The sequence below is a fragment of the Actinocrispum wychmicini genome (assembly GCF_004345645.1).
GTDB lineage: Bacteria > Actinomycetota > Actinomycetes > Mycobacteriales > Pseudonocardiaceae > Kibdelosporangium > Kibdelosporangium wychmicini.
Genome location: NZ_SLWS01000011.1, coordinates 140,052 through 161,498 on the forward strand (window position 1 = coordinate 140,052; position 21,447 = coordinate 161,498).

Sequence of the window (21,447 nt, forward strand, 5' to 3'; positions counted from 1 at the left end):
GATGGGTCGGTGGCCCTTTTCATCGGGCGGGACAACGAGATCGAGGTCCTTCGGGACCTGCTCGCGGAGGTGGCCGACGCCAAACCGGCCGCCGTCATGCTCGACGGGGACGCAGGTGTCGGCAAGACGCGCCTGGTGAACGAGTTCGCGGCGACGGCCCGCGCCGCGGGCGCGGTCGTCCTCGCGGGTGGCTGCCTCCAACTGGCCGGTGGCGCCATCCCGTACGGCCCGTTGATCGAGGCGTTGCGCATGCTGGTCCGTCAGGTGGGTGAACCGGAGGCGCGGCGCCTGGCCGGGCCGGCGTGGACGGAGTTGGCCGACCTGATCGCGGACTTCACCGTCGGCGGCGAGCCGACGGCACCTGCGTTGGGTGCCCAGACCCGGGTGTTCGGCGCGGTGTCCCGGCTGCTGGACCACATCGGCGACCAGCAGCCGCTGGTGCTGGTCTTCGAGGACGTGCACTGGGCGGACACGGCGACCCTCGACCTGATCGCGTACCTCGCGCTCACCAGTTCCGACCAGCGGATGATGCTGCTCTGCAGCTACCGGTCCGGGTTGCGGCTCGGCCACCCGCTGCGCACCCGGCTCGCCGAACCCGAGTTCACCCGTCGCGTCCACCGGATCAGCCTGCTCCCGTTCACCAGCCTGCAGCTGCGGGTGTTCGTCGCGGCGCTCACCGACAGCGACGTCAGCCCGGAGCGGGCGGACCGCTACTTCGAGCTTTCGGAGGGCAACCCGTACTTCACCGAGCAACTCGTCGCCGCGGACGCCGACGCCGGTCCGGAACCCCGTGTCCCGGAGTCGCTCGGCGACCTGATGCACGCCCGCCTCGGGCGGCTGGGGGAGGACGCGACCAAGGTCGTGCGGGTGGCGGCGGTGGCGGGCCGGCGCGTGAGCGACACGCTGCTCGCCCGGGTCGTCGGTCTGGACGAGGCCGCGCTCGACGCCTCGCTCACCGAGTGCCTCGCCCACCGGGTCCTGGTCGAGGACCGGGTGGACGACTCGTACAGCTTTCAGCACGCGCTGCTGCGGGAGACCGCGTACGACACCCTCCGCTCACGCGAGCGCAAACGCTTGCATGCCGAGTTGGCCGAGGCGTTGGCCGAGGAGTCCGGGTGGAACCAGCACGTACTGCCGGAACTGGCCTACCACTGGTCCGTCGCCGACCGGGTGCCCGAGGCACTGCGCGCCGCGATCGGCGCCGGCGACCTCGCTGTGCGCGTCCGGGCGTTCCAGGAGGCGGAAACCCAGTACCAGCGGGCCCTGGAGCTGTGGTCGCGGCTGCCGGACGCCGAACCGGTCGCCGGGGTGTCCCGGGTGCGGGTGCTCAAGGCGGCCGCCGACGCGGCGCGCTGGGCCGGGCACCTGCGGCAGGCGGTGGCGTGGGCGGCCGAGGCCGTGCAGTGCGCGGCTCCCGACGCCGACCCGGCCCTGCTGGGTGAACTGCACGAACGCCTGGGCAGCTACTGGTGGGAAGCCGGGTTCGACGACGAGGCCGTTGAGGCGTACCGGGTGGCCCGGCGACTGCTCAGCGCGGCACCGCCCAGCGCGGCCGGCTCCCGTGCGTGCGCCGCGCTGGCCACAGTGGAGGCCAAGAAAGGCGGCTACACCGAGGCGTTGGCCATGGCGCGGCTGGCCCAGGAGGAGGCCAGGGCGGCGGGGGCCGCCGCGGCGGTCGGCCGGGCCAAGAACAGCTCCGGACTCGCCCTCACCCTGCTCGGCAGGCACAGCGAAGGCATCGCCGAGCTGCGCGAGGCCCTGCGGATCGCGGGCGAGGCCGACCACCTGGAGGACATGCTGCGCGCGTGCGGGAACCTCGGGGTCTGCCTGGAACGCGCCGGCCAGGTGGCCGAGGCCGCCGAGGTGTTCCAGCAGGGCCTGGACAAGAGCAGGGAACTGGGCCTGCTCGGGTCCCGGCAGGCCGGCCTGCTGGCCAACAACGCCTGCGCCACCTTGTTTCTGCTGGGCCGGTGGGCCGAGGCGGGGGTGCTGATCAAGGAAGTGCTGCGGTACTACCCGCTGCGCGAGACCATCTTCCAGCGGCTCACCAAGGCGGAGATGGACCTGGCCACCGGCCGGGTGGACGAGGCGGAGCGGCTGCTGGAGAGCGTACGGAACCAGCCGAACTCCCAACCCCGCTTCCTCAGTCCGTTGTACCGGTGCCTTGCCGAACTGGCTGCCCTGCGCGGAAACCCTGAGACCGCGCTGGACACGGCGTGGCGTGGCATCGAGGCGATCAGGGACGCCGAGGACCACATGCTGGTGCTCCAACTGTGCGCGTCCGGTCTGCGGATCGCCGCGGACAAGTCCGAAAAGGACTCAGACTCGCCGCGGGATCGCGCGCGCGACATGGCTTCGCGGGCGCGGGCTGCCGCCGAGCGCACGGATGACGTCGAGTCCGCGGCGTTGGCCAGGTTGTGCGACGCCGAGGACCGTCGGCGTCATGGGGCCGACACGGCCTCGGCCTGGGACGCGGTGGCGGAGGCGTGGCGAGTCCTGCAACGGCCGTACCCCATGGCGTACGCGTTGACCCGGCTGGCGTCGGCCGCGGCGAAGGTGGGGGACAAGGCCACGGCGTCGGTCGCGGCCACGGAGGCGGCCGCGATCGCCGAGCGACTCGGCGCCGAGCCGTTGCACGACCTCGTCTCGTCGGTCGTCCGGGCGTACCGCCTGACCCGCCGGGCGGAGCCGGCCGGGAAGCTCGCCTTCGACCTGACCGCCCGCGAGCTGGAAGTGCTGCGGCACGCCGACGAAGGGCTGACCAACCAGCAGGTCGGGACCCGGCTGTCGATCGCCAAGGTGACCGTCGGCACCCATCTGTCCAATGTGTATCGAAAGCTCGGCGTCGACAACAAGGTCGCGGCGCTGGCCAAGGCGCGCGCGGCCGGCCTGCTCGGTGACCGTTAGCGCACAACGATTTCCTGGGGTTTCGCGTTCACACTGTGGGAGGACTCTATGGCGCACAAGGCATTGCTAATCGGCGCGGCGACCGGTGAACTCAGTGGCGTCGGCAACGACGTCACCGCCATGGCGGACACGCTCGAACGGTGGGGGTTCAGCAGTGTCCGGTGTGAGCGGGAGAACGCCAGCCGGGCCGCCATTCTCGACGCGTACGAGCGGCTGATCGGGCAGGCCCGGCCGGACGACGCCGTGCTTGTCTACTACAGCGGCCACGGCGCCTACGCGGCGGATCCCAAGCGTGGGTCCGGCACTCCCAGTCCCAACACCCTCCAGCTGATCGTGCCGACCGACATCGACGAGTCCACAGAGGACGACTTCAGGGGCATCACCTCGCCCGAGCTGTCCGTCCTGCTGGCCCGGCTGACCGAGCGCACCCGCAACGTGACGGTCGTACTCGACTGCTGCCACTCCGCCCACATGTCCCGCGTGGGCAACCGGGTCGTGAAGGGACGGACCCGGCCGATCCCCGCGTCGATGATCATGGCCCACATCGACATGATCAAGCGCGACGGGTTGGCGCTCGACCTGTGGCATCCGCCAGGCAACCCGTACGCGGTACGGATCGTCGCGTGTGCCCCGGAACAGCAGGCTTTCGAGGCCGCCAACGCCGACGGCGTGCAAATGGGCTACCTCACCGACGCGCTCACCCGTTACCTCACCAAGGCGCGGACGAGTGGCACGACAGTGTCCTGGGCGACGGTCATGAACCAGGTGCGGCAGCGCGTGCTCGACGTGTGCGCGAGCCAGCGGCCTGAGGCGGAGGGACCGGCGCGGCGCGTCGTGTTCGACACCGCGGAGCTCGATCCGGTCGCGTCCCTGCCGGTCACCCAGGTGCGGGACCGGATCCGGATCGCGGGCGCCCCCTTGTTCGGGGTCCGGCCCGGTGACGAGTTCGTCGTCATGCCGGACGACACCCCCGACCCGGACGACGTCCGCAAGGTCGGCGACGTTCGGGTGGACCAGATCGACGGCCAGGCCGCGTACGGCCCGCTTGTCGCCCGTGACCCGGACACATCCGTGCCGCTCGGCGCCCGTGCCCACCTGATCCGCACCGCCCTGCCCCCGCTGCCGGTCGCGATCGACCCTCAGCTGGACGCGCTCGTCCGTGCGGTCGGGCCGGTCCCCATCGTGCGGGTGGCCGAGGACGGGGAAACCGCGCCCGTACGGGTGGAAGCCGGCCCCGCCGGGCTCACCATCCACGACGCGATCGGGCCGCTGCACGCGCCGCACACTGACCAGGCTGTCGTCGTCGCCGGCCTCAAGCGGTTGGCCAGGGCGCGTGCGCTCCGGTGCCTGACCGAGGAACCAGGGCTGGCGCTGACCACGCCGGTGTCGATCCGGTTCGGCCGGGTGGCCGGCGGTAAGGCCGTGCCGATGCCCCGGTCCGGCGGGGTGGTCCACTCAGGTCAGTCGATCTGCGTGACGGTCCGGAACGAAAGCGAGATCGCCGAAACGGTTTACGTCTCACTGCTGGACGTCGGTGTCTCCGGGCAGATCTCGGTGCTCAACCCGTCGTCGCCCAGTGGGATGCGGCTGGCCGCCGGCAAGGAGTACGTCTTCGGCGGCAACGACTTCACCGGGAAACTGCCGGGTATGGCGGTGAGCTGGCCGGCGTCGATGCCCGCGGACGTGGCCCGGCCGGAGACGATCGTCGTGCTGGTCAGCTCCGAGCCGACCGAGACCCATGTGCTGACCCAGGCCGGCGTCACCAGCAGGGAGTCGCGGCTGTCCCGGCTGGAACGGTACCTGTGGCAACTGGGCGACGGCCAGGTCCGCGAGGTGGCGCCGGAGGCCGGCCGGCCGGTGCGGTTCGCCGTGCACACCATCGACTTCGACCTGGTCCCGACCCCCGCCCCGGCCCCGGAGACGGCCGTGTTCCAAGTGGACGACCGGCCCACCCCGGCGGCGGTCCTGGGGAACGAACGAGCGGTGTCCCAGGAGTCGACTGTGCGGCTGTACCTCTCGGACCTGGTGGTCTGCCACAACCGCACGTTCCGGTGCGCCGACGTCAGGTTCGACACCCTGGTCGTCACCGACGGCCCTACCGGCCACCCGGAGTTCCACGTCCACACCGAACGTTTCACCGGCATCAACGACGGCGAACGCCTCACGCTGCCGGACGCTCCGATCTTCCGTGGTACGGCCCGAAAGCGCCTGGACATCGCGGTGTGGGTCGCCCCGGACGCGCCCGTGGACCTGGCCGCTCGGCTGCGGACCGAGAACGCCCGGACAGCGTCCGACCTGATCGACGCCGCACAGGGCATCCTGGCCGGGGCGACGGGTCTCTACCGGAACATCCTGTTGGGAACGGAGAACTTCGGAGCCGCCCAACACCTGTCCGTCGACGCCCCGGACTTCTCGTTCCGCTGTGCGGTCCGTCAGGGTAAAGGTGACGGGTCCGGTTGGCATGGGAGAAGGGACAACGGAATGAGCGAGCAGCGCGTCACCATCGGCGAGCGGTCGTGGGGGGTCGACGGCGCCGAGGTCGCCACGGTGATGTCCGAGATCGAGCGGGTGATGACCACCGGCGGCCTGGCCAAGCTCTCCCTGCTGGCCGGCGACCGGCCGGTCACCGTGTTCTTCAACGGCTCCACCACGGTCGTGGTGGACGCCGCCGGCGACGCCCGCCCGACCGAGATCTCCGGCAATCTCAGCCGCCCGACCGAGATCTCCGGCCGCAACGCCCGCCCCACCGAGATCTCGGGCCGCTGACCCCGATCGCCGGCCGCCCCCTCGGGCGGCCGGCGGCTTAGGCTGGGCACCGTGCCCGTCGACTTCCGGCCGCTGGCCCGGGAAGACTTCCCGGTGCTCCGCCAATGGCTTGCTGCGCCCCATGTCCGCGCCTGGTGGGACGGCGAACCGTCGGACGTCGAGCGGAAGTACGGGCCGCGGGCGGACGACCCGGAGCCGGTCAGGGTGTTCGTCATCCAACTCGACGGCGTCCCACTCGGCATGATCCAGTGTTGCCGCCTCGACGGCCGTGCCGTCGGCATCGACTACCTCATCGGCGACAGCGACCGCGTCGGCCAGGGTCTGGGAACCGCGGCGATCGCCGCTTTCACCCGGCTCGTCTTCGACCTGTACCCGGACGCCACCACGGTCACCGCGGACCCGGCGCCGGCCAACCACGCGTCCCGTCGCGCGCTGGAGAAAGCCGGGTTTCGCCTGTCCGAGGTGCCCGCGGGCGCCAACGTGATCTACGTTCGGCACCGAGCGCTCGACGACGAAAGGCCTGCCCCGATGGCTCTCGAGATCATCCAGCCCGACGACCTGGACACGCCGAAGACGTACAGCCACGTGATCGCCGCGACCGGCAACCGGCTGGTGTTCGTCGCCGGGCAGATGTCCGACGACCTCGACGGCACCCTGATCCACCCCGGCGACCTCGCGGCCCAGGCGCGGCAGGTGTTCACCAACCTCGGCCGTGCCCTCGCCGCCGCCAGGGCCCGGCCGGACCAGGTCACCAGGATCACCATCTACGTCGTCGGCCACCGCCCCGAGTACCTGCCGGTGATCGAGGCGGCCAGGATCGAGCTCTTCGGCGCCCACAAGCCCACCGACACCCTGCTCGGCGTGCAGACCCTGGCCGCCCCCGGCTACCTGATCGAGGTCGACGCGATCGCGGTCACCGACTGAGTCCCGGGCGAGAACCGTTCGCGAAGCGGCAGTGAAAAGAACTGGTCAGCTGGGTCAGACTGGCGGTATGGATGATCTGCTGGCCGATGCCGCGGTCCGGGGCAGGCGCTATGTCCGTGACGTTGGTGACCGGGCGGTCGCGCCACTGCCGGCGGCCGTCGCCGACCTGGCGAAGTTCGACGAGCCGCTGCCGGAGCACCCCGGTGATCCGGGGGAGACGCTGGCCCTGCTCGACGAGGTCGGTTCGCCGGCGACGGTCGCGAACACCGGGCCGCGGTACTTCGGCTTCGTGACAGGGGGAACGGAGCCCGCCGCGTTGGCCGCGGGGTGGTTGGGGTTGGCGTGGGACCAGAACAGCGCGTTGCCGGTGATGAGTCCGGTGGCGGCTCGGCTGCACGCGGTCACCACGCGGTGGCTGGTGGATCTGTTGGGGCTGCCGGACACCAGCCAGGTTTCGTACGTCACCGGTGCGACGATGGCCAACGCGACGGCGTTGACCGCCGCCCGCGACCGCCAGTTGCGTCGAGCCGGGTGGGACGCGCAGGCAGACGGTCTGTTCGGCGCCCCGCCTGTCACGGTCGTCGCGGGCGAACAGGCGCATTCCACCCTCATCAAGGCCCTGGGCCTGATCGGTCTCGGCCGCGGTCGGGTGCACCGGGTTCCGGCCGACGATCAGGGCCGGATGCTGGTCGGGCAGCTACCTGACGTGCGGGGGCCGGTGATCGTGTGCGCGCAGGCCGGTGAGGTGAACACGGGCGCGTTCGACCGGTTCCCGGCCATTGTGGAGTGGGCGCGGGAACGTGCCGCGTGGTTGCATGTGGACAGTGCGTTCGGGCTGTGGGCGTTGGCCGATCCGGGACTCAAGCACCTGACCGAGGGGTTGACCGAGTTCGACTCGTGGGCCACGGACGCCCACAAGTGGCTGAACGTCAGCTACGACAGCGGGTTGGTGATCGTGCGCGACCCGGCGAACCTGCGCCGCAGCTTCGCGTCGACAGCGGACTACCTGCCGCCCGACGACGTCTTCGAGCCGATGCACCACACCCCCCAGTCGTCCCAGCGCGCCAGGCAGATCGAGGTGTGGGCGGTGCTGCGCACGCTCGGCCGGTCGGGTGTGGCCGAACTGGTGGCGAACGGTTGCCGGCACGCGCGCCGGATCGCCGGCTTGTTGGTGGCCGGCGGCCTGCGGGTGCTCAACGACGTTGTCCTCAACCAGGTTGTCGTCGTCGCCGAGGACGACGAGGCCACCGCCCGGCTGATCCGGGCCGTCCAGGCCGACGGCACGTGCTGGTGCGGGCCGACGACCTGGCAGGGCCGGCACGCCATGCGGATCAGCGTGGCCGGGTGGAACACCACCGACGCCGACATCGACCGCAGCGCCGAGGCGATCCTCCGCTGCGCGGAATTCATAGGTGATGCCAACGCAAGTCATTGGCCTAGCGTGGCGGGCGATGACGATCCAGTATGACGACGGGTTCTTCGCCGACCCGCACCCCACCTACGCCCGGCTGCGGGCGCAGGCGCCGAGGGCCTGATCGGCACGCTGGTCGCCGGCCCGGACCGGGACCTGACCGACCACGAACTGGTCGAGACCGTCAGCCACCTGCTGCTCGCCGGCCAGGACGCCACCACCAACCTGCTCGGCAACGGCGTCCTGGCCCTGCTTCGCCATCCTGACCAGCTCAAACTGCTCCGGCACGACCCCGGGCTGATCGGTGCGGCCGTCGAGGAGATGATGCGTTACGACGGACCCACCGCCCGGTGCCGGTCACCGTGCGCTGACCGGTTCGAACGGCTGGACGTCACCCCGACAGGTCGTGATCTTCGGCGCCGGCGTCGACGGGTCGATCAGGTAGTCGTACACCGCCTTGTCGACGCAGGCGGACGTGGTCAGCGCCTGGTGGCCCCAGCTGTCGCTCGATACCAGGCGGCTGTTGGGCAGCAGCCGCGCCACTTTCACCGCGCTGTCGTAGCTGGTGGCTGGATCCCACAGGTTGCCGACCAGCAGGACGGGCGCGGCGGTGCGACGGTCGAACGGACCCCGGTAGACGTCTTCGTCCTGCGCGGTCCAGGTGTTCCGCGCGCACTGGACGCTGAGCCAGGAGTAATACGCCCCGAAGTACTTCGTGCTCCGGTCGGCTGCGGCAGGCCACGATGTGGCGTCCGCGGCATGCAGGGCATCAGTGCATCCCTTGCCGGAGAAGGCTTCGTAGTGGTTGTCGTAGCCCGACACGGGCGGTGGCGCGGGGTGCCGGGCCAGGAAGCGCTGCACCACGGCGTCGTGGTCGGGGCCGCCCCCGCCCGGCCCGGTGAGCTGCGCCAGGTCGGTCAGGTCGGCGAACAGGCCCAGGTACCCGTCCGGGTCGTGCAACCACTGCTCGGTGTGGCGGATCAGGTTCGCGTACGTGTAGGTGGTCGTGCTGGTCAGCCGCAGCGGGTGGGCCCGCAGCTGGTCGGCCAGCCGGTCGAACCTGGCCTGGGTGTCCGGGGCGGCGAAGGAACACTGGGCCTGTTGGCACCGCTGCAGCAGCTCGTGCAGCGCGCGGTAGCTGGCGGCACCGGCGCCGATCCGCTCGAACACCGGCACGTTCGCGGTGGCCGGCGTACCGACGAACCCCAGCGGGTCGACGATGCCGTCCAGGGCCACTGCCCGGACCCGGTCCGGGAACATGTTCGCGTAGACCTGCCCGAGGTAGGAGCCGAACGACTCGCCGACGAACGTCAGCTTGTCGTCGCCCACGGCGCGCCGCAGCACGTCCATGTCACGGGCGTCCTCGGTGGTGGACATCGCGGACGTGACCTGCCGTCCGGTGGTTGAGCAGCCCCGGCCGAGTGCCTGGCCCGCGCCGATCCACGCCCGCTGTTCAGCCGGCGTGTCCGGGACGGGGACGGCGTTGAACGGTGCCTCCGCACGGGCCTGTTCCGCCGCCGTGGCGAAGCACCGGATCTGCTGGCTGCCGCCGACCCCGCGCGGGTCCACCCCGACGATGTCGAACTTGTCCAGGACGGCCGGGCTCACCACCTGCGGCACCAGGGCGGCGAAGTCCCTGGCCGAGTCGCCGGGGCCGCCGGGGTTGACGAAGACCGAGCCCACCCGTTGCGCCGGGTTTCTCGCCTTGACCCGCAGCAGCGCCACGTCGATCGTCGCGCCGCGCGGGTCGTCGTAGTCCAGCGGGAGTCGCGCGGTGGCGCATTCGGCGGTGTCCCGGCACGTCGTCCAGTGCAGGACGGGGGTGGGTACCTGGTCCACCCGGCGCGCCTCGGTGGGGCTCGTGCGGTCGGGTGTGGTGGCCGTCGCGGCGGCCGGCAGGCCGATCAGGGCCAGGGGTAACAGAGCCGCCATCACAATGCGGCGTGACGTTGATGTCATGCCGATCACCGTTCCGTAGCTGTGCCGTCCAGTCACCGGAGTACGTGACCCAGTCGGCGGTGGTGCAGGCACCACTGTGGGAGCCGGGTCTCATCCACATCGGACCGGGCTACTGTGTCGGAGTGAGCACCGACACCCGGATTCCGGTCGCACTGCGAAGGGCGATGACGCTGCTGGCTGATCCCCCGGCGGAGCCGGACGTCGGCCGTGGCTATCTCGATCTGCTGAGCGACGCCCCGAGCGCGGACGAGCCGGCCACGAACAGGGGTCTGTTCCAGGCGCTGTGGGCCTCCGGTCCCGGTTCGATGGCGTACGACACCGTGCAGGGCCTGGCCCGGCGGTTCGCCGGTTCGGCGTTGACCCCGATCTCCTGGCTGGACCTGCCGCCGGGCGGGGTCGCGGTGGATGTGGGCAGCGGCCCGGGAAACGTCACGGCCGCACTGGCCGACGCCGCCGGGGCGGACGGTCTCGCCCTCGGCGTGGACATCTCCGAAGCCATGTTGGCCAGGGCGGTGCGCAGCGAGGCATCGCCCGCCGTCGGGTTCATCCGGGCGGACGCGCAGCGCTTGCCGTTGCGCGAGGAAGTCGCCGACGCGGTGGTGTCCCTTGCGGCGCTGCAACTGATTCCCGATCCGGCCGCGGCACTGGGCGAGATGGTGCGAGTCCTGCGCGTGGGCGGCCGGCTCGCCGTGATGGTGCCGACTGTGAGCGGCACCTTGGCGGAACGGTTCTTCCGGCTCCTCCCGGACACCGGCGGCGCCCACTTCTTCACCGAGGACGAAGTGGCGGACATTCTGGAGCAGCACGGCCTGTCCAGGCTCCGCATCCGCCGGTACGGCCCCATCCAGTGGACCCAAGGGTGCAAACATGAGTGACGTGCCGGAGACGGACCGCATCGGACAGGTGTTGTCCGAGATGTACCAGTCGCTCTCCGGGCCGGCCGGCGAGCGCGACTGGGCGAAGCTGAGGGAACTCCTGCACCCACAGTGCAGGCACATCCGCGTCACGCTCGATTCGGACGGCCATCCCACGGTCAAAGTGATGCCGACCCCGGAGTACATCGAGGACGTGGCGCCGTTTCTGGCCGCGGAGGACTTCTACGAGCTGCAGACCGCGTTGCGCGTCGACATCTTCGGCGACATCGCGCACGCCTGGAGCGCCTACGACGCCCACCACGAACCGGAATACGACCGTCCTGCCCGCAACGGCGTGAACAGTGTCCAGCTGCTACGGGACGGTTCGGGTTCGTGGCGGATCATCTGCATCTTCTGGCAGAACGAGTACCACGACTAGGTCGGTCAGCTGAGGTGGCCGAGGGCGGTTTCGGCGAGCCGCGGCCACTGTCCGGCGTGCGCGCTGGGCACGGCCACCCAGTCCTTGAACGGCCGCTTGGTGCCGGACGGGTCGAACAGTTCGGCTCCCGCCAAAGCCAGGGCGTCGTCGTGCGCGGGGCTGCCCGCGCCGAGCCGGAACGCCAACACGTCGCCCTGAAGGCACGCGAACGCCTTGCCGTTCGCTTTGAGGGCGCGCTTGCCGAACATGGCACCCGCGACCGCGCCCCGGGAAGCGAGCGTCAGGGCCAGGTCGTCGAAGATCGCGTCGGCGCTCACGGGGCTCCCTTGTGGAATGGACCGGTCGGTTGCCAGTTTAGGCACGCCGGTGCCGGCAGCCATCCCGACGGGCCGTCGCGTTCCCGCTGAGCCCCGCGCCGAACCAGTGTGGGACTGTGTGGGTGTGATCACTTCACTGGTGGGTAACCCTCAACGATGAGACTCGCCGTTCTGGACATCGGGTCGAACTCGGCCCAACTGCAGGTGGTGGACGTGGCGGTCGGGGCGCCGCCGCTGCCCGCGCACTGCGTGAAGGAGCCGACGCTGCTGGCCGAGGAGCTCCGGCCGGACGGGACGTTGAGCGAGGTCGGGCTCGACCGGGTGGCCGCCGCCGTCGACCGGGCGGTGTCGGCCGCCACCCGGCTCGGGGTCGATCAGCTCTATCCGTTCGTCACCGCCGCGGTGCGCGACGCCGTGAACCGGGACGAGGTGATCGACCGGATCGAGGCGGAGTCCGGGATCCGCCCGCAGTTCCTGTCCGGCGAGGAGGAGGCCACCCTGACGTACTTCGCGGCGCGCCGGTGGTACGGCTGGTCGGCGGGCCGACTGCTGCTCGTCGACATCGGTGGCGGTTCGACGGAGGTGGCGCTGGGCCGGGACGCGCTGCCGGACCTGGCGGTCTCGCTGCCGTTGGGCGCCGGCTGGCTGACCCGGCGGTTCCTCGCCGCCGACCCGCCGACCCGCAAGCAGCTCAAGGCGTTACGCAAGCACGTGCACGACACCCTCGCCGAAGTGCTGGAGCGGCTCAGATGGGAGGGCGATCCCCGCCGGGTCGTCGCGACCTCGAAGACGTTCAAGCAGCTCGCCCGTCTCAGCGGCGCCGCGCCGCAACGCAAAGGGCCGTTCGTGCGACGGGAGCTGACATTGACGACGTTGCGGAACTCGATCCCCGAACTGGTGTCGGTCACGGCGCACGAACGCGCCGGACTCCGTGGCATAGCCCGGTCTCGGGCGCGTCAGGTGGTCGCCGGGGCGTTGGTGGCGGAGGCCACCATGACCGCGTTGGACATCGGTTCGGTGGAGATCTGCCCGTGGGCGCTGCGGGAAGGCATCCTGTTGCGTCACTTGGAAAACGTCACGGACCTGCCGACGCTTCCCTTACAGCCGTTGACGCATGACTCGGCCGTCTACCCGTTGACCACCCCTGGGCGCCGTCCGAGTTGAACACGGGCCCGTCTGCGACGGCTGAGTGCCTCACGGCGTTCCCGTTCCCCCATCGCGCCCCAAATGCCGAACGGTTCCTCCACCGCCAGGGCATGCTCCCGGCACTGGACGAGCACCGGACACGTCCGGCACACCATTTTGGCGCGTTCCTCCCTGGCCGTGCGGGCCGGACCGCGTTCGTGTTCGGGGTGGAAGAAATGCCGGCTGTCCTGGCCCCGGCACGCGCCACGGATCTGCCAGTCCCACTCGTCGGCCACCGGAATGGGCAGGCGGCTGAGTTTGGCCATGATCGGTCCCTCCAGGTCGGCGTCCACCTGGCGATTACCCGGTCCACCCGCCGTTGAAACCCCGTCCGAAGTGGAGCCGGGGTGTCACGGTCATCCTCCTCGGGAAACTCCGACGGCAAGCCATACTTCTTCGATAGTGCCAGCTTTCACGCCAGTTGCCGGCGGTACCACGCGACGGTGGTTCGGAGCGCGTCCTCGATCGGAGTGGGACCCAGGCCGAAAGTGTCGGCGATGGCCTGGCAGTCCACAATCTGGGGTTCCAGGTACTGGTAGAACAGTTCGGCGTATTCACGCATGAAAGTCGCGTCGAACGGTCCCCAAGCGTCGGTGGTGGCCGCGGCCAGGATGTCCGCGGTGATCTCGTGGCCGGTCAGGGTCCCGATGATCCGGTGGACGTCGCGGGTGGTGTGGTCGGACGTGGTCGGCACGTGCCAGACCCGGCCGAGTGCCTCGGGGTGTTCGCCGAGGGTGGCGAGCGCGGCGGCGACGTCGCCGATGTAGCTGAAGGCGTGCGGCTGATCGATGTCGCCGAGGGCGACGACCGGGTTTCCTTGCAACGCGGGGAAGAACACCGCGCCACCGAGTGCGGAGTTGGTGACACGCGGGCCGTAGAAGTCGGCGGCGCGGGCGATGGTCACCTGGGCTTCGCCGCTGCTGTTGGCGTGCAGGTAACGGTCGGCGACCTTGGCGCGCAGGCGGCCTTTGTGGGAGGTGGCGTTGTGCGGTGTGTGTTCGGTCATCGGCACGCCGCTGGTCGGGCCGTACATGTAGAGGGTGTCGGTGACCACGAGCCGGGCGCCGCTGCTGGCCGCGCCGGCCAGGAAACCGGCCTGCAGCTTGGGAAGCAGGTCGTCCCACAGGTGGTACGGGGCGTGTGCGCAGTTGTAGATGACCGTGGCTCCGGCGCTGACCGTTGCCATGGCGTCGGTGTCGGTGATGTCCGCGGCGACCATCTCCACTTCGGCCGGGACAGGGGCGGTGCCGCTGCGGTTGACCGCGCGGACGCGGTGGCCACGGGACAGCAGTTCGTCGACCAACGTGACGCCGGCGGGGCCGGTGCCGAACACGACGTGCAGTTCGCTGTTCACAGTTGTTCTCCTTGGTAGGTCAGGGTTGTCAGTCGGTGCAGAGGGAGCCCGGCGCCGGCAGGCGACGGTCGGTCAAGTAGCTGTCCATGGCGCCGCGCACGCACTTCGAGAACAGGAACATCGAGTAGTCGTCGCCGTCACGGGTGAGCACGACGCTGCCGGGCAGCCGCGAGGACAGGCCGAAGGCCCACGGGTAAGCCGTCGACGACTGGTGCGTGGACTGGATGATCAGTGCCGGCGGCGCGTCGCGCAGAGGCGCGCTGTTGGTCTCCCGGGTCGGCACCGGCCAGCCCTGGCAGCCGGCCAGGTGCGTCCAAGCCTGCACGGCGCCGCCGAGGTGCGGGGACAACTGCTTGGCCATCCGCGCCAACTGGGTCAGCCCGGCGACGTTCGTGGCCGCGAGCGGGGTGTCCACGCAGGCGTGGGCCTGGGCCTGGACGCGGTTGAGGGTCTTGTCCTGCAGGACGGTGAAGTCGGTCGCGTCGCCACCGGCCGCCTTCTTGATCGCGTCGGCCGTTTCGGGCCACTGCGGGAACTTGATGTTCAGGAAGTCCTGCATGGCTGAGCGGATGTCCTCGCCGTTCACCGTGTGGCCGGGGTTCTTGGTCGGGATCGGCTGCCGGTCGGCGCGGGCGACGAGCTGGTCGAACAGTCCGGCCACATCTTGGCCCGTCAGCGGACACTGGGTGTCGGTGCGGCACCACGCGGCGAACCGGTCGAACGACTGCTCCGCCGTACTGATCTCGCTGGCGAGCCGCGCCACCGGTGACAAGGTGTCGTCCAACGCGCTGTCGGCCACCATCGTGCGCAGCCTGCCCGGGAACATCTGGGCGTACGTCCTGCCGAGCAAGGTGCTCCAGTGGATGCCGTACCAGTTCAACTGCCGCTCGCCCAACCCGACGCGAACCGCTTCCATGTCCCGGGCGGTGCTCGCCAGGTCGAGGTTGGCCAGCAACGGCTTGTTCCCGCAGGCCGCGGCCAGCTGCCGGTTGTTGTCCACCAGCGCCTGATACTGGGCCTCGGTGGTCGGGAAGTACGTCACACCTGGCGCCCGCTGCGGCCGGTCAGCGCACGTCGTCGGCGTACTGTGGCCGATCCCGCGCGGATCCACCGCGACGATGTCGAAGCGCTTGCCCAACGTCGACCCTTGCAGGAAGCCGAACTCCAGGCCCCAACGCAGCTGCTCGATGCTGGAGCCGCCGGCGCCGTCGTTCAGCAGCACGCTGCCCACCCGCCGCGTGGAATCCGCGGCCTTGCGCCGCACTAAGGACAGGGAGACGTCGCCTGACCAGGGGCGCGACCAGTCCGTCGGAACCCGCGTGGTGCCGCAGTCCAGGCCCTTGAAGTACGGCTCGGTACACGGCTGCCAGGCGATCCGCGCCGGCCGGGAGGCGACGTCCTGCTCGGCCGCGGTGGCGAGCGACGCCGGCGCGAGGGCGGCCAGCCCGGCGGCGATCAGCTTGATGGCGATCATCAGTACCCTTTCGGTAGATGAGTGGTTGACCACTCACTCTGACAGGAGTAACTAACCACTCACACCCAAATCGTGTCAACCCCGGATGGCTGCGGTTGACATCGCCAAGAGTGAGTGGTTAGTTAGTCACATGGCCAGAGTGTCAGACACGCGTCAGCTGTCCACGGCGGATGAGCGTCGTGCGGCGGTCCTACGGACCGCGATCGGGGCGTTCGCCGCGAAGGGCTACTACGGGACGACGACCAGCGAGGTCGCCAAGGCCGCGGGGATCTCGCAGGCGTACGTGTACCGGCTGTTCCCGGACAAGGAGTCGTTGTTCGTGGCCGTGATCGAGCATTGCTCGGTGCGGATGCGCGAGGCGTTCGCCGAGGCCGGTGCGAAGGCGACGGGCAGTGATCCGGCGGCGGTGCTGTACGCGTTGGGCGACGCCTACGCCCGGCTGATCGTCGACCGGGACCTGCTGCTGGTCCTGATGCAGGCCACGTGCGCGGCGAGTGAGCCGGCCATCGGGAACGCGATCCGCGCCTGCTACGCCAAGGAAGTCGAGTACGTGCGGGCGATCTCCGGCGCCTCGGAGGAGGAGATCCAGGAGTTCTTCTCCCGTGGGTTCCTGTGCAACACCCTGGTCGCGATGAGCGTCGACACAGTGGACGCACCCTGGGCCCATACCCTCATGGCGGGGATTCGGCACTACTGAGCCCGCGGGTGCCCGCTTGGGCGTCCTTTGGGTCATTGTCGCCCCGGTGCACGATTGTCGCCCTACGATCCGCCATCATGAACCTTCACGAACGCCGTGGTATCACCCCGCCGGGGTCGGTGATGCTCCTGCTGGCCCTGCTGTTGATCGGCGGCGGTGGCCTGATGGCCTACCGGGCGAGCGAGAAGCCCGCCCAGCCGAACATGGCGATCGGTATCGGCCTGGTCATCGTGGGCTTCATCGTGGCGCGGGGCCTGATGACGGTGTCGCCCGGCGAGGCCAAGGTGATCCAGTTCCTCGGCCGCTACACGGGAACGGTGCGACACCAAGGCCTGCGGTGGGCCAACCCGTTCGCCACCAAGCGAACCGTGTCGATCAGGATCCGCAGCACCGAGATCCCGGTCCTGAAGGTCAACGACGCCGACGGAAACCCGATCGAAGTGGCCGCGGTGGTGATCTGGCAGGTGGCGGACACCGCACGAGCGCTGTTCGAAGTGGACAACTTCATCGCCTTCGTAGCCGCCCAAACAGAAACCGCGGTACGTCACATCGCCGGCTCATATCCCTACGACTCGCACGGCAAGGGCCTCGCCTTGCGCGACAACGCCGACGAGATCACCCGGCGAATGTCCGAAGAGATCGCCCAACGAGTCCAAGCTGCCGGCGTCTACATCGTCGAATCCCGCCTCACCCACCTGGCCTTCGCCCCAGAGATAGCCCAGTCCATGCTCCAACGCCAACAAGCCAACGCGGTGGTAGCCGCCCGCTACCGAATCGTCGAAGGCGCCGTCGGCATGGTCCAACTAGCTCTCGCCAAACTCACCGAACAGCGAATCGTCGACCTCGACCCCCAAACCAAAGCCGCCATGGTCAGCAACCTGCTTGTGGTCCTCTGCGGCGACCGCGGCACCCAACCAGTGATCCAGGCGGGAACCGCCACCCCCTGAACGAGCACCGGCTCAGTACTCGTCGACGTGGTCGGTGGACGCTGACTCGCGCAGGCCGGCTGCCGTTTCGGCGGTGCGGTTCGCGTCGGGTCTGCCCAGCTGTCTCATCAGGTTCGCGTTGTGCCGTACGATCCCGGCCAGTTGGGCCTGGAACCGGGTGGGTGACGCGTCGACCAGGGGCCTGATGTGGGCCTCGGCTTTGGCGGCTTCGGCCAGCGCGTCTTCGAGCCTGCCGCTGATGGCGAGGACGACGGACAGGCTGAGGTGGGCCTGGGCACTTCGATGTCCATGTGCCCAGGGGTTCTCGGCGGCCAGGACAGTGGTGAGGTCGACTGCTTCCTCAGCCACGCGAAGTGCCTCCGTCGGATAGCCGAGAACGGTCATCAGGTCGCAGTACATGACCAGGCCGTCGGCGAGTTCCCCGCGGTAGTCCCTGGCCGAGGCCGAGACCAGGCTGCGGAGTGCGTCCACGGCTCGACCGGCGACGTCCGGGTGCCGGTCGCCCTTCTGCTGGGCTCGCAGGGTCTGGATGGCCAGGTTGGCCAGGGCGGCGCCGATGTCGGTGCCGCGACTCTGGTCGCTCATTTCCTTGACGTGTTCCTCGGCCTGTTCGGCGAGTTTCACGGCTTCGCCGATCTGGCCGAGCTCACCGTGCACCCGGCTGGCCTGAATCAACGCTTCGGCATACTCCGCCGCGTAGCGGCCGGGCTGCCCACTGACGAGCGTCTTGTACCCGCGAAGCGCGTCCTCCACCGCGCTGAGGGCCTGTAGCAGATGGCCCGCACGGTACCGCGCCTTCGCCAGCCGTAGGTCCATCGGCGCCTGTGTCTCCGGCAAGATGTCTCCGGCCATGACCGCGGCGCTTGCCACGGTCTCCTGTATCCGCATCGCGGCCTGGTCGATGGCTACGTCGTGATCGGCGGTGGTGGCGAGCAGGTCACTGATCGGACGCAGTTCCGCGGCGGCGAGACACTTGGGAACGAGGCCGACGACGGCGTCGAGCGCCGACCCGCCCGCCTGGACGCACAGCGCCGGATTGTTCGTGACCAGGCGGAGGATCTGGTTGCGGACCGACGTTCGGCCGTGCGGTTTCGCTTGCGCCAGCCGGGCCAGCGTCACCACCGCGTTCGCCACTCCGCGCAGCCGGACCCGAGCGTCCGCGCCCAGCGCGTCGACGTCCATTGTAGACAGTTGATACACGACCGTGCGGGCCCACGCCGTTTCCTCCTCTGGTACCTCCGGCCGGCCGGCGAGGGTGTCGGCGACGAGCCGGTCGGTCAGCTCCGGCGGGCCTACCGTCGCGACGAACCCTGTGTCGGCGCGGTAGAAACGCTCGTAGGCGCCGAGCAGGCCGACCCACGCCGAGGGGTTGGGGATCAGGGCGTGATCCCGTGCGAACACCTGAGCGGTCCGCAGCGGGCACGGCCGGGTCAGTGCGGCCAGGAACGCCAGCTTGGCCACTTCGGCGTGCGATGACTGGAGACAGTCGGCTCGGTACGCCCGTTCCTTGGCGAGAACGACGCGTGCGGCCTGCTCGGCCGTCTTGGCCACGGTCCCCGTCAACACCGCGGCCACGGCGACCACGGGAATCTCGTCCACGGCGAGATCGTCATACCCGGCGCCTGGCGCCACGGACAGTTCGGTGTCCGCGGCGAGGGCATCGGCGACGGCCGCGACGCATCTGTCCATCATGGACCTTCGCGATTCGTACACGGGCGTGTACCGCGTGACCGGTCGCTCCCGCAGCGCCACATGGCTGTCCCGGAGGAACCGCTCACACTCGTTCCACCAATGGCCGGTGCCGCCCGCGATGGCCAGCACGCGCACCCGATGGTCGCCGACAGCCAACTGGTCGACGAGGGTGCCCAGATGTCTGGGGTGCCAACGGTCGGCGCGGTCGACCACGACAAGCATCCCGCGCGGTCCCGGCCTGGGCCCTTCGCGGCTCAGCCAGGTCGCCTGGTCCGGGTCCTGGCGGGCCCGGTAGACCCGCCAGCCCAGCCGGTGGCAGCTCTCGGCGAAGTTCTCGGCCACTCGCAGCCGGCGAGCGGTGTCACGGCCGTGCAGCAACAGCAACGAGCAGCGGCTGGGCTGGGCCAGCCAGTCATGCAGGTCGCGAGGATCCGGGTGGATCACCGCGGCCGCCCGGTGCAGGAGCGCGACGGGCTGAGTGACCGGCGTGTCGGGCGTCGCCCGATAAGTCACCGGTTGCAGCCAGTATCTGGTCGCGGACCGCTCCCCGGGCACAGTGACCGTCACCAGTGCCGGTGCGGCTTCTATCGTTCCGGCGACGGCCGTTGGCACTTGGTAGTACTGCCCGCCGAGGGTCAGGATCCGGAGGTCCTGGCCGACGGTGGGGTGGCGGCTGGCCTGATCGCGGTCGACGTCGTACCACGGCCCGTCTTCCTGGCCCGCGGCCAGCACCTGCACGATCATCGGCTCGGTCATGGGCACCCGGATGTACAGCGCGTCAGGGTGATCGGGACCGCCGAGCAGGAGCCCTTGCCGGTCCCAGCGGATCGGCACCTGCCGGTGCGGAAAGTACCTGGCGACCGGGCCGAGCAGGCCCCGTGCGTTGCCCTTGACCTCGGCGAGTGCCCCGCCGTGCAGCGAACGCACCAGGTCGCTCCGCTGCGGTGTCGCGGTGATCTCATGCTCCCGTAACGGTTTCGCACGCAGGGTGAGATGCCATGCCGCGGCCTGTTCGAGAACTTTGTCGGGGAGCCGGCGGCGGGCCCGCACCACCCAGTCGGCCAGGGCGTCCGCCCGCCGTTCGTCCGTGTCCATCGCCTTCAGCGGCATGTAGAGCAGCGGCGCCCCGCGTTTGACGCCGGCGTCGCCGTACCGCACGGCCAGCCATGTGATGAACTCCTCCAGCCGCAGCGCGGGCGCTATGCCGTGGTGTTCCTTGGCGAGCAACGCACCCAGAGTCCTGATCGGCGCGTTCCGTGGCGCGTCGCGTAACCACTGTGCGAGGCGTTCCCGCAGCTCTTGGCGCAGGTCGGAGCGCACAACCACGGCACCGCGCTGGCGCCACCCGATCCACTCGCTGAACCAGAAGTCCGATTCGGCACCCACGTCCAGGTGGGGCAACGCCCGCAGACGTACCGCACGCACCAGTTCGGGCTCGATCCGGGAGGCCGTGCTGAGAGCGACCGCGAGCTGCACGTCCGCACGCAGCGGGTCCGTCTCCAACGCAGCGGTGATCCGGTCCTTCGCGGTCATCCCCGTGCCCAGCCGTCCATCGCCGCACGTACGGCCGCGACCGTCGTGCTCCGATCCCAGGTGACGACTGGCATCAACGCGGTCAACCAGTGCGGGAAACGGTCTCGTGGGACGGGCGCCAGCGCCACAGGTTTTATCCCGTGCCGGCGCCATGCGTCGACGAGCGCGGCCCACTGGCCTGGAGCAAAGGAGGAGTCGTAGGCGGGTCGTGCGCCGAAAGTGGACACGACGACGACCGTGCGCGCGGCGGGTAGGTGGTACGGCTCGTCGTCCAGCCCGACCTCCGGTGTGCCCTCGAAATGCCAGACCGACATCGCGGCCGCGCCGACGAGCCTCGTCAAGTCGACGCGCAGGGTCGCTTGGTCGCGTTCGAACAGGCTCATCCCGCGCGCGTGGTCGATCAGGAGCTGAACGCCGTACCGCAGGGTGGGGCGCTGACGCCGAGGCAGCCGTGGCAGCGGTTTGGCAGCAGCCAGGAAACGGAGCACCGCCGGCACATCGACCTCTCCGTCGGCCTCCGCGCGGGACACTGTCGCCTGGAGGATGCCGCGCGCCGCACCCAGCCGGAATAGCGGCACGTGGGGCGGTTCCCGCCGAACGACCGAGGCCGCCGACGGGAGCGCCGGCATGTCGCTCCACGGTGGAGGCTGCTGTACGTCAAGAGCTTCCAGCGAGCCCGCCGACGAGCTGTGGTGGCCACCGCCTTGGCCGAAGGTGGTGACCACGGGGTCGGTTTCGGGCGGGACGTGTGCGACGGAGGACTCGGGGTCTCGATGGATCGCTTCGCTCGTGTCGACGACGATCGACGGTGCCGGCCGCTCGGCCGTGGCCGGTTCCGCCTGCGCCGGCCTGTGACCTGTCCGGGACATGCCCAGCATGGCCGTGATCTTCCCGACCTCGTCGGCACTCAGCGAACCGGGCGCGGTGGACAGCCGTGCCACGGCCAGCGCCAGGTCAGCCCACCAGATCTCGTTGGTTCCGGTCATCG

The 21,447-nt window shown here is 70.1% G+C and carries 17 protein-coding genes; 9 read left to right on the forward strand and 8 right to left on the reverse strand.

All coding sequences use genetic code 11. From position 1 onward, the window contains the following. Positions 1–9: 9 nt before the first annotated feature. From EV192_RS40065 to EV192_RS40080, 4 genes are all read left to right on the forward strand, one after another. Complete coding sequence (locus EV192_RS40065; RefSeq protein WP_165960876.1) at positions 10–2,907, forward strand: helix-turn-helix transcriptional regulator; 2,898 nt, start codon at positions 10–12, stop codon at positions 2,905–2,907. Positions 2,908–2,955: 48 nt separating this feature from the next. Next, positions 2,956–5,673: a caspase family protein gene (locus EV192_RS40070; protein WP_132123896.1), complete on the forward strand. Its 2,718-nt coding sequence runs from the start codon at positions 2,956–2,958 to the stop codon at positions 5,671–5,673. Between the two features lie 51 nt (positions 5,674–5,724). Then, the gene (locus EV192_RS40075; protein WP_132123897.1) at positions 5,725–6,597 is read left to right on the forward strand and encodes a GNAT family N-acetyltransferase; all 873 of its coding nucleotides are present in this window, start codon (positions 5,725–5,727) and stop codon (positions 6,595–6,597) included. A 67-nt stretch (positions 6,598–6,664) separates the two neighbouring features. Continuing rightward, complete coding sequence (locus EV192_RS40080) at positions 6,665–8,065, forward strand: pyridoxal phosphate-dependent decarboxylase family protein (protein ID WP_132123898.1); 1,401 nt, start codon at positions 6,665–6,667, stop codon at positions 8,063–8,065. A gap of 30 nt (positions 8,066–8,095) precedes the next feature. Here the strand turns inward: EV192_RS40080 and EV192_RS54310 are convergent, their stop codons facing one another. Both EV192_RS54310 and EV192_RS40090 read right to left on the reverse strand, forming a co-directional pair. Next, on the reverse strand, positions 8,096–8,296 hold the full coding sequence (locus tag EV192_RS54310; protein ID WP_165960877.1) for a hypothetical protein: 201 nt from the start codon (positions 8,294–8,296) through the stop codon (positions 8,096–8,098). A 69-nt stretch (positions 8,297–8,365) separates the two neighbouring features. Next, the gene (locus EV192_RS40090) at positions 8,366–9,967 is read right to left on the reverse strand and encodes an alpha/beta hydrolase (protein ID WP_132123899.1); all 1,602 of its coding nucleotides are present in this window, start codon (positions 9,965–9,967) and stop codon (positions 8,366–8,368) included. A 122-nt stretch (positions 9,968–10,089) separates the two neighbouring features. Here EV192_RS40090 and EV192_RS40095 point away from each other — a divergent pair, with 122 nt between their 5' ends. Beyond that, complete coding sequence (locus EV192_RS40095) at positions 10,090–10,842, forward strand: class I SAM-dependent methyltransferase (RefSeq protein WP_207926577.1); 753 nt, start codon at positions 10,090–10,092, stop codon at positions 10,840–10,842. After that, positions 10,835–11,260: a nuclear transport factor 2 family protein gene (locus EV192_RS40100; RefSeq protein ID WP_132123900.1), complete on the forward strand. Its 426-nt coding sequence runs from the start codon at positions 10,835–10,837 to the stop codon at positions 11,258–11,260. Before EV192_RS40095 ends, EV192_RS40100 begins: the two co-directional genes overlap by 8 nt. Before the next feature lie 5 nt (positions 11,261–11,265). Here EV192_RS40100 and EV192_RS40105 read toward each other — a convergent pair whose 3' ends face one another. Then, on the reverse strand, positions 11,266–11,577 hold the full coding sequence (locus tag EV192_RS40105) for a hypothetical protein (RefSeq protein ID WP_132123901.1): 312 nt from the start codon (positions 11,575–11,577) through the stop codon (positions 11,266–11,268). A gap of 156 nt (positions 11,578–11,733) precedes the next feature. Between EV192_RS40105 and EV192_RS40110 the strand changes: the two genes are divergently transcribed. Next, on the forward strand, positions 11,734–12,741 hold the full coding sequence (locus EV192_RS40110; RefSeq protein WP_132123902.1) for a Ppx/GppA family phosphatase: 1,008 nt from the start codon (positions 11,734–11,736) through the stop codon (positions 12,739–12,741). On the opposite strand, the gene EV192_RS40115 is transcribed toward EV192_RS40110, so the two are convergent. The 3 genes from EV192_RS40115 to EV192_RS40125 form a co-directional block, all read right to left on the reverse strand. Next, positions 12,705–13,028, reverse strand: coding sequence for a WhiB family transcriptional regulator (locus tag EV192_RS40115; RefSeq protein WP_132123903.1), 324 nt, complete (start codon positions 13,026–13,028; stop codon positions 12,705–12,707). The two genes, EV192_RS40110 and EV192_RS40115, sit on opposite strands and share 37 nt — an antisense overlap. A 146-nt stretch (positions 13,029–13,174) precedes the next feature. Further along, on the reverse strand, positions 13,175–14,116 hold the full coding sequence (locus tag EV192_RS40120) for an NAD-dependent epimerase/dehydratase family protein (RefSeq protein WP_132123904.1): 942 nt from the start codon (positions 14,114–14,116) through the stop codon (positions 13,175–13,177). A 28-nt stretch (positions 14,117–14,144) separates the two neighbouring features. Continuing rightward, positions 14,145–15,590 (reverse strand): alpha/beta hydrolase, encoded by a 1,446-nt coding sequence (locus EV192_RS40125; RefSeq protein ID WP_132123905.1) that lies wholly within the window; start codon positions 15,588–15,590, stop codon positions 14,145–14,147. Between the two features lie 139 nt (positions 15,591–15,729). On the opposite strand from EV192_RS40125, the gene EV192_RS40130 reads away from it, so the two are divergent. Together EV192_RS40130 and EV192_RS40135 are read left to right on the forward strand one after the other, a co-directional pair. Next, the gene (locus tag EV192_RS40130) at positions 15,730–16,287 is read left to right on the forward strand and encodes a TetR/AcrR family transcriptional regulator (protein WP_243727370.1); all 558 of its coding nucleotides are present in this window, start codon (positions 15,730–15,732) and stop codon (positions 16,285–16,287) included. A gap of 77 nt (positions 16,288–16,364) precedes the next feature. Continuing rightward, complete coding sequence (locus tag EV192_RS40135; RefSeq protein ID WP_132123907.1) at positions 16,365–17,234, forward strand: SPFH domain-containing protein; 870 nt, start codon at positions 16,365–16,367, stop codon at positions 17,232–17,234. A 12-nt stretch (positions 17,235–17,246) separates the two neighbouring features. Here EV192_RS40135 and EV192_RS40140 read toward each other — a convergent pair whose 3' ends face one another. Together EV192_RS40140 and EV192_RS40145 are read right to left on the reverse strand one after the other, a co-directional pair. Beyond that, positions 17,247–20,459: a hypothetical protein gene (locus EV192_RS40140; RefSeq protein ID WP_132123908.1), complete on the reverse strand. Its 3,213-nt coding sequence runs from the start codon at positions 20,457–20,459 to the stop codon at positions 17,247–17,249. Further along, the gene (locus EV192_RS40145) at positions 20,456–21,445 is read right to left on the reverse strand and encodes a hypothetical protein (RefSeq protein WP_132123909.1); all 990 of its coding nucleotides are present in this window, start codon (positions 21,443–21,445) and stop codon (positions 20,456–20,458) included. The genes EV192_RS40140 and EV192_RS40145 overlap by 4 nt, the downstream gene beginning before the upstream one ends. Positions 21,446–21,447: the final 2 nt, after the last annotated feature.

Excerpts from the sequence above, each read along its gene's own strand:
- EV192_RS40070 (WP_132123896.1), top strand. The coding sequence starts at position 2,956 with ATGGCGCACAAGGCATTGCTAATCGGCGCGGCGACCGGTGAACTCAGT.
- EV192_RS40080 (WP_132123898.1), top strand. The coding sequence starts at position 6,665 with ATGGATGATCTGCTGGCCGATGCCGCGGTCCGGGGCAGGCGCTATGTC.
- EV192_RS40090 (WP_132123899.1), bottom strand. The coding sequence starts at position 9,967 with ATGACATCAACGTCACGCCGCATTGTGATGGCGGCTCTGTTACCCCTG.
- EV192_RS40100 (WP_132123900.1), top strand. The coding sequence starts at position 10,835 with ATGAGTGACGTGCCGGAGACGGACCGCATCGGACAGGTGTTGTCCGAG.
- EV192_RS40110 (WP_132123902.1), top strand. The coding sequence starts at position 11,734 with ATGAGACTCGCCGTTCTGGACATCGGGTCGAACTCGGCCCAACTGCAG.
- EV192_RS40115 (WP_132123903.1), bottom strand. The coding sequence starts at position 13,028 with ATGGCCAAACTCAGCCGCCTGCCCATTCCGGTGGCCGACGAGTGGGAC.
- EV192_RS40125 (WP_132123905.1), bottom strand. The coding sequence starts at position 15,590 with ATGATCGCCATCAAGCTGATCGCCGCCGGGCTGGCCGCCCTCGCGCCG.
- EV192_RS40135 (WP_132123907.1), top strand. The coding sequence starts at position 16,365 with ATGAACCTTCACGAACGCCGTGGTATCACCCCGCCGGGGTCGGTGATG.
- EV192_RS40140 (WP_132123908.1), bottom strand. The coding sequence starts at position 20,459 with ATGACCGCGAAGGACCGGATCACCGCTGCGTTGGAGACGGACCCGCTG.
- EV192_RS40145 (WP_132123909.1), bottom strand. The coding sequence starts at position 21,445 with ATGACCGGAACCAACGAGATCTGGTGGGCTGACCTGGCGCTGGCCGTG.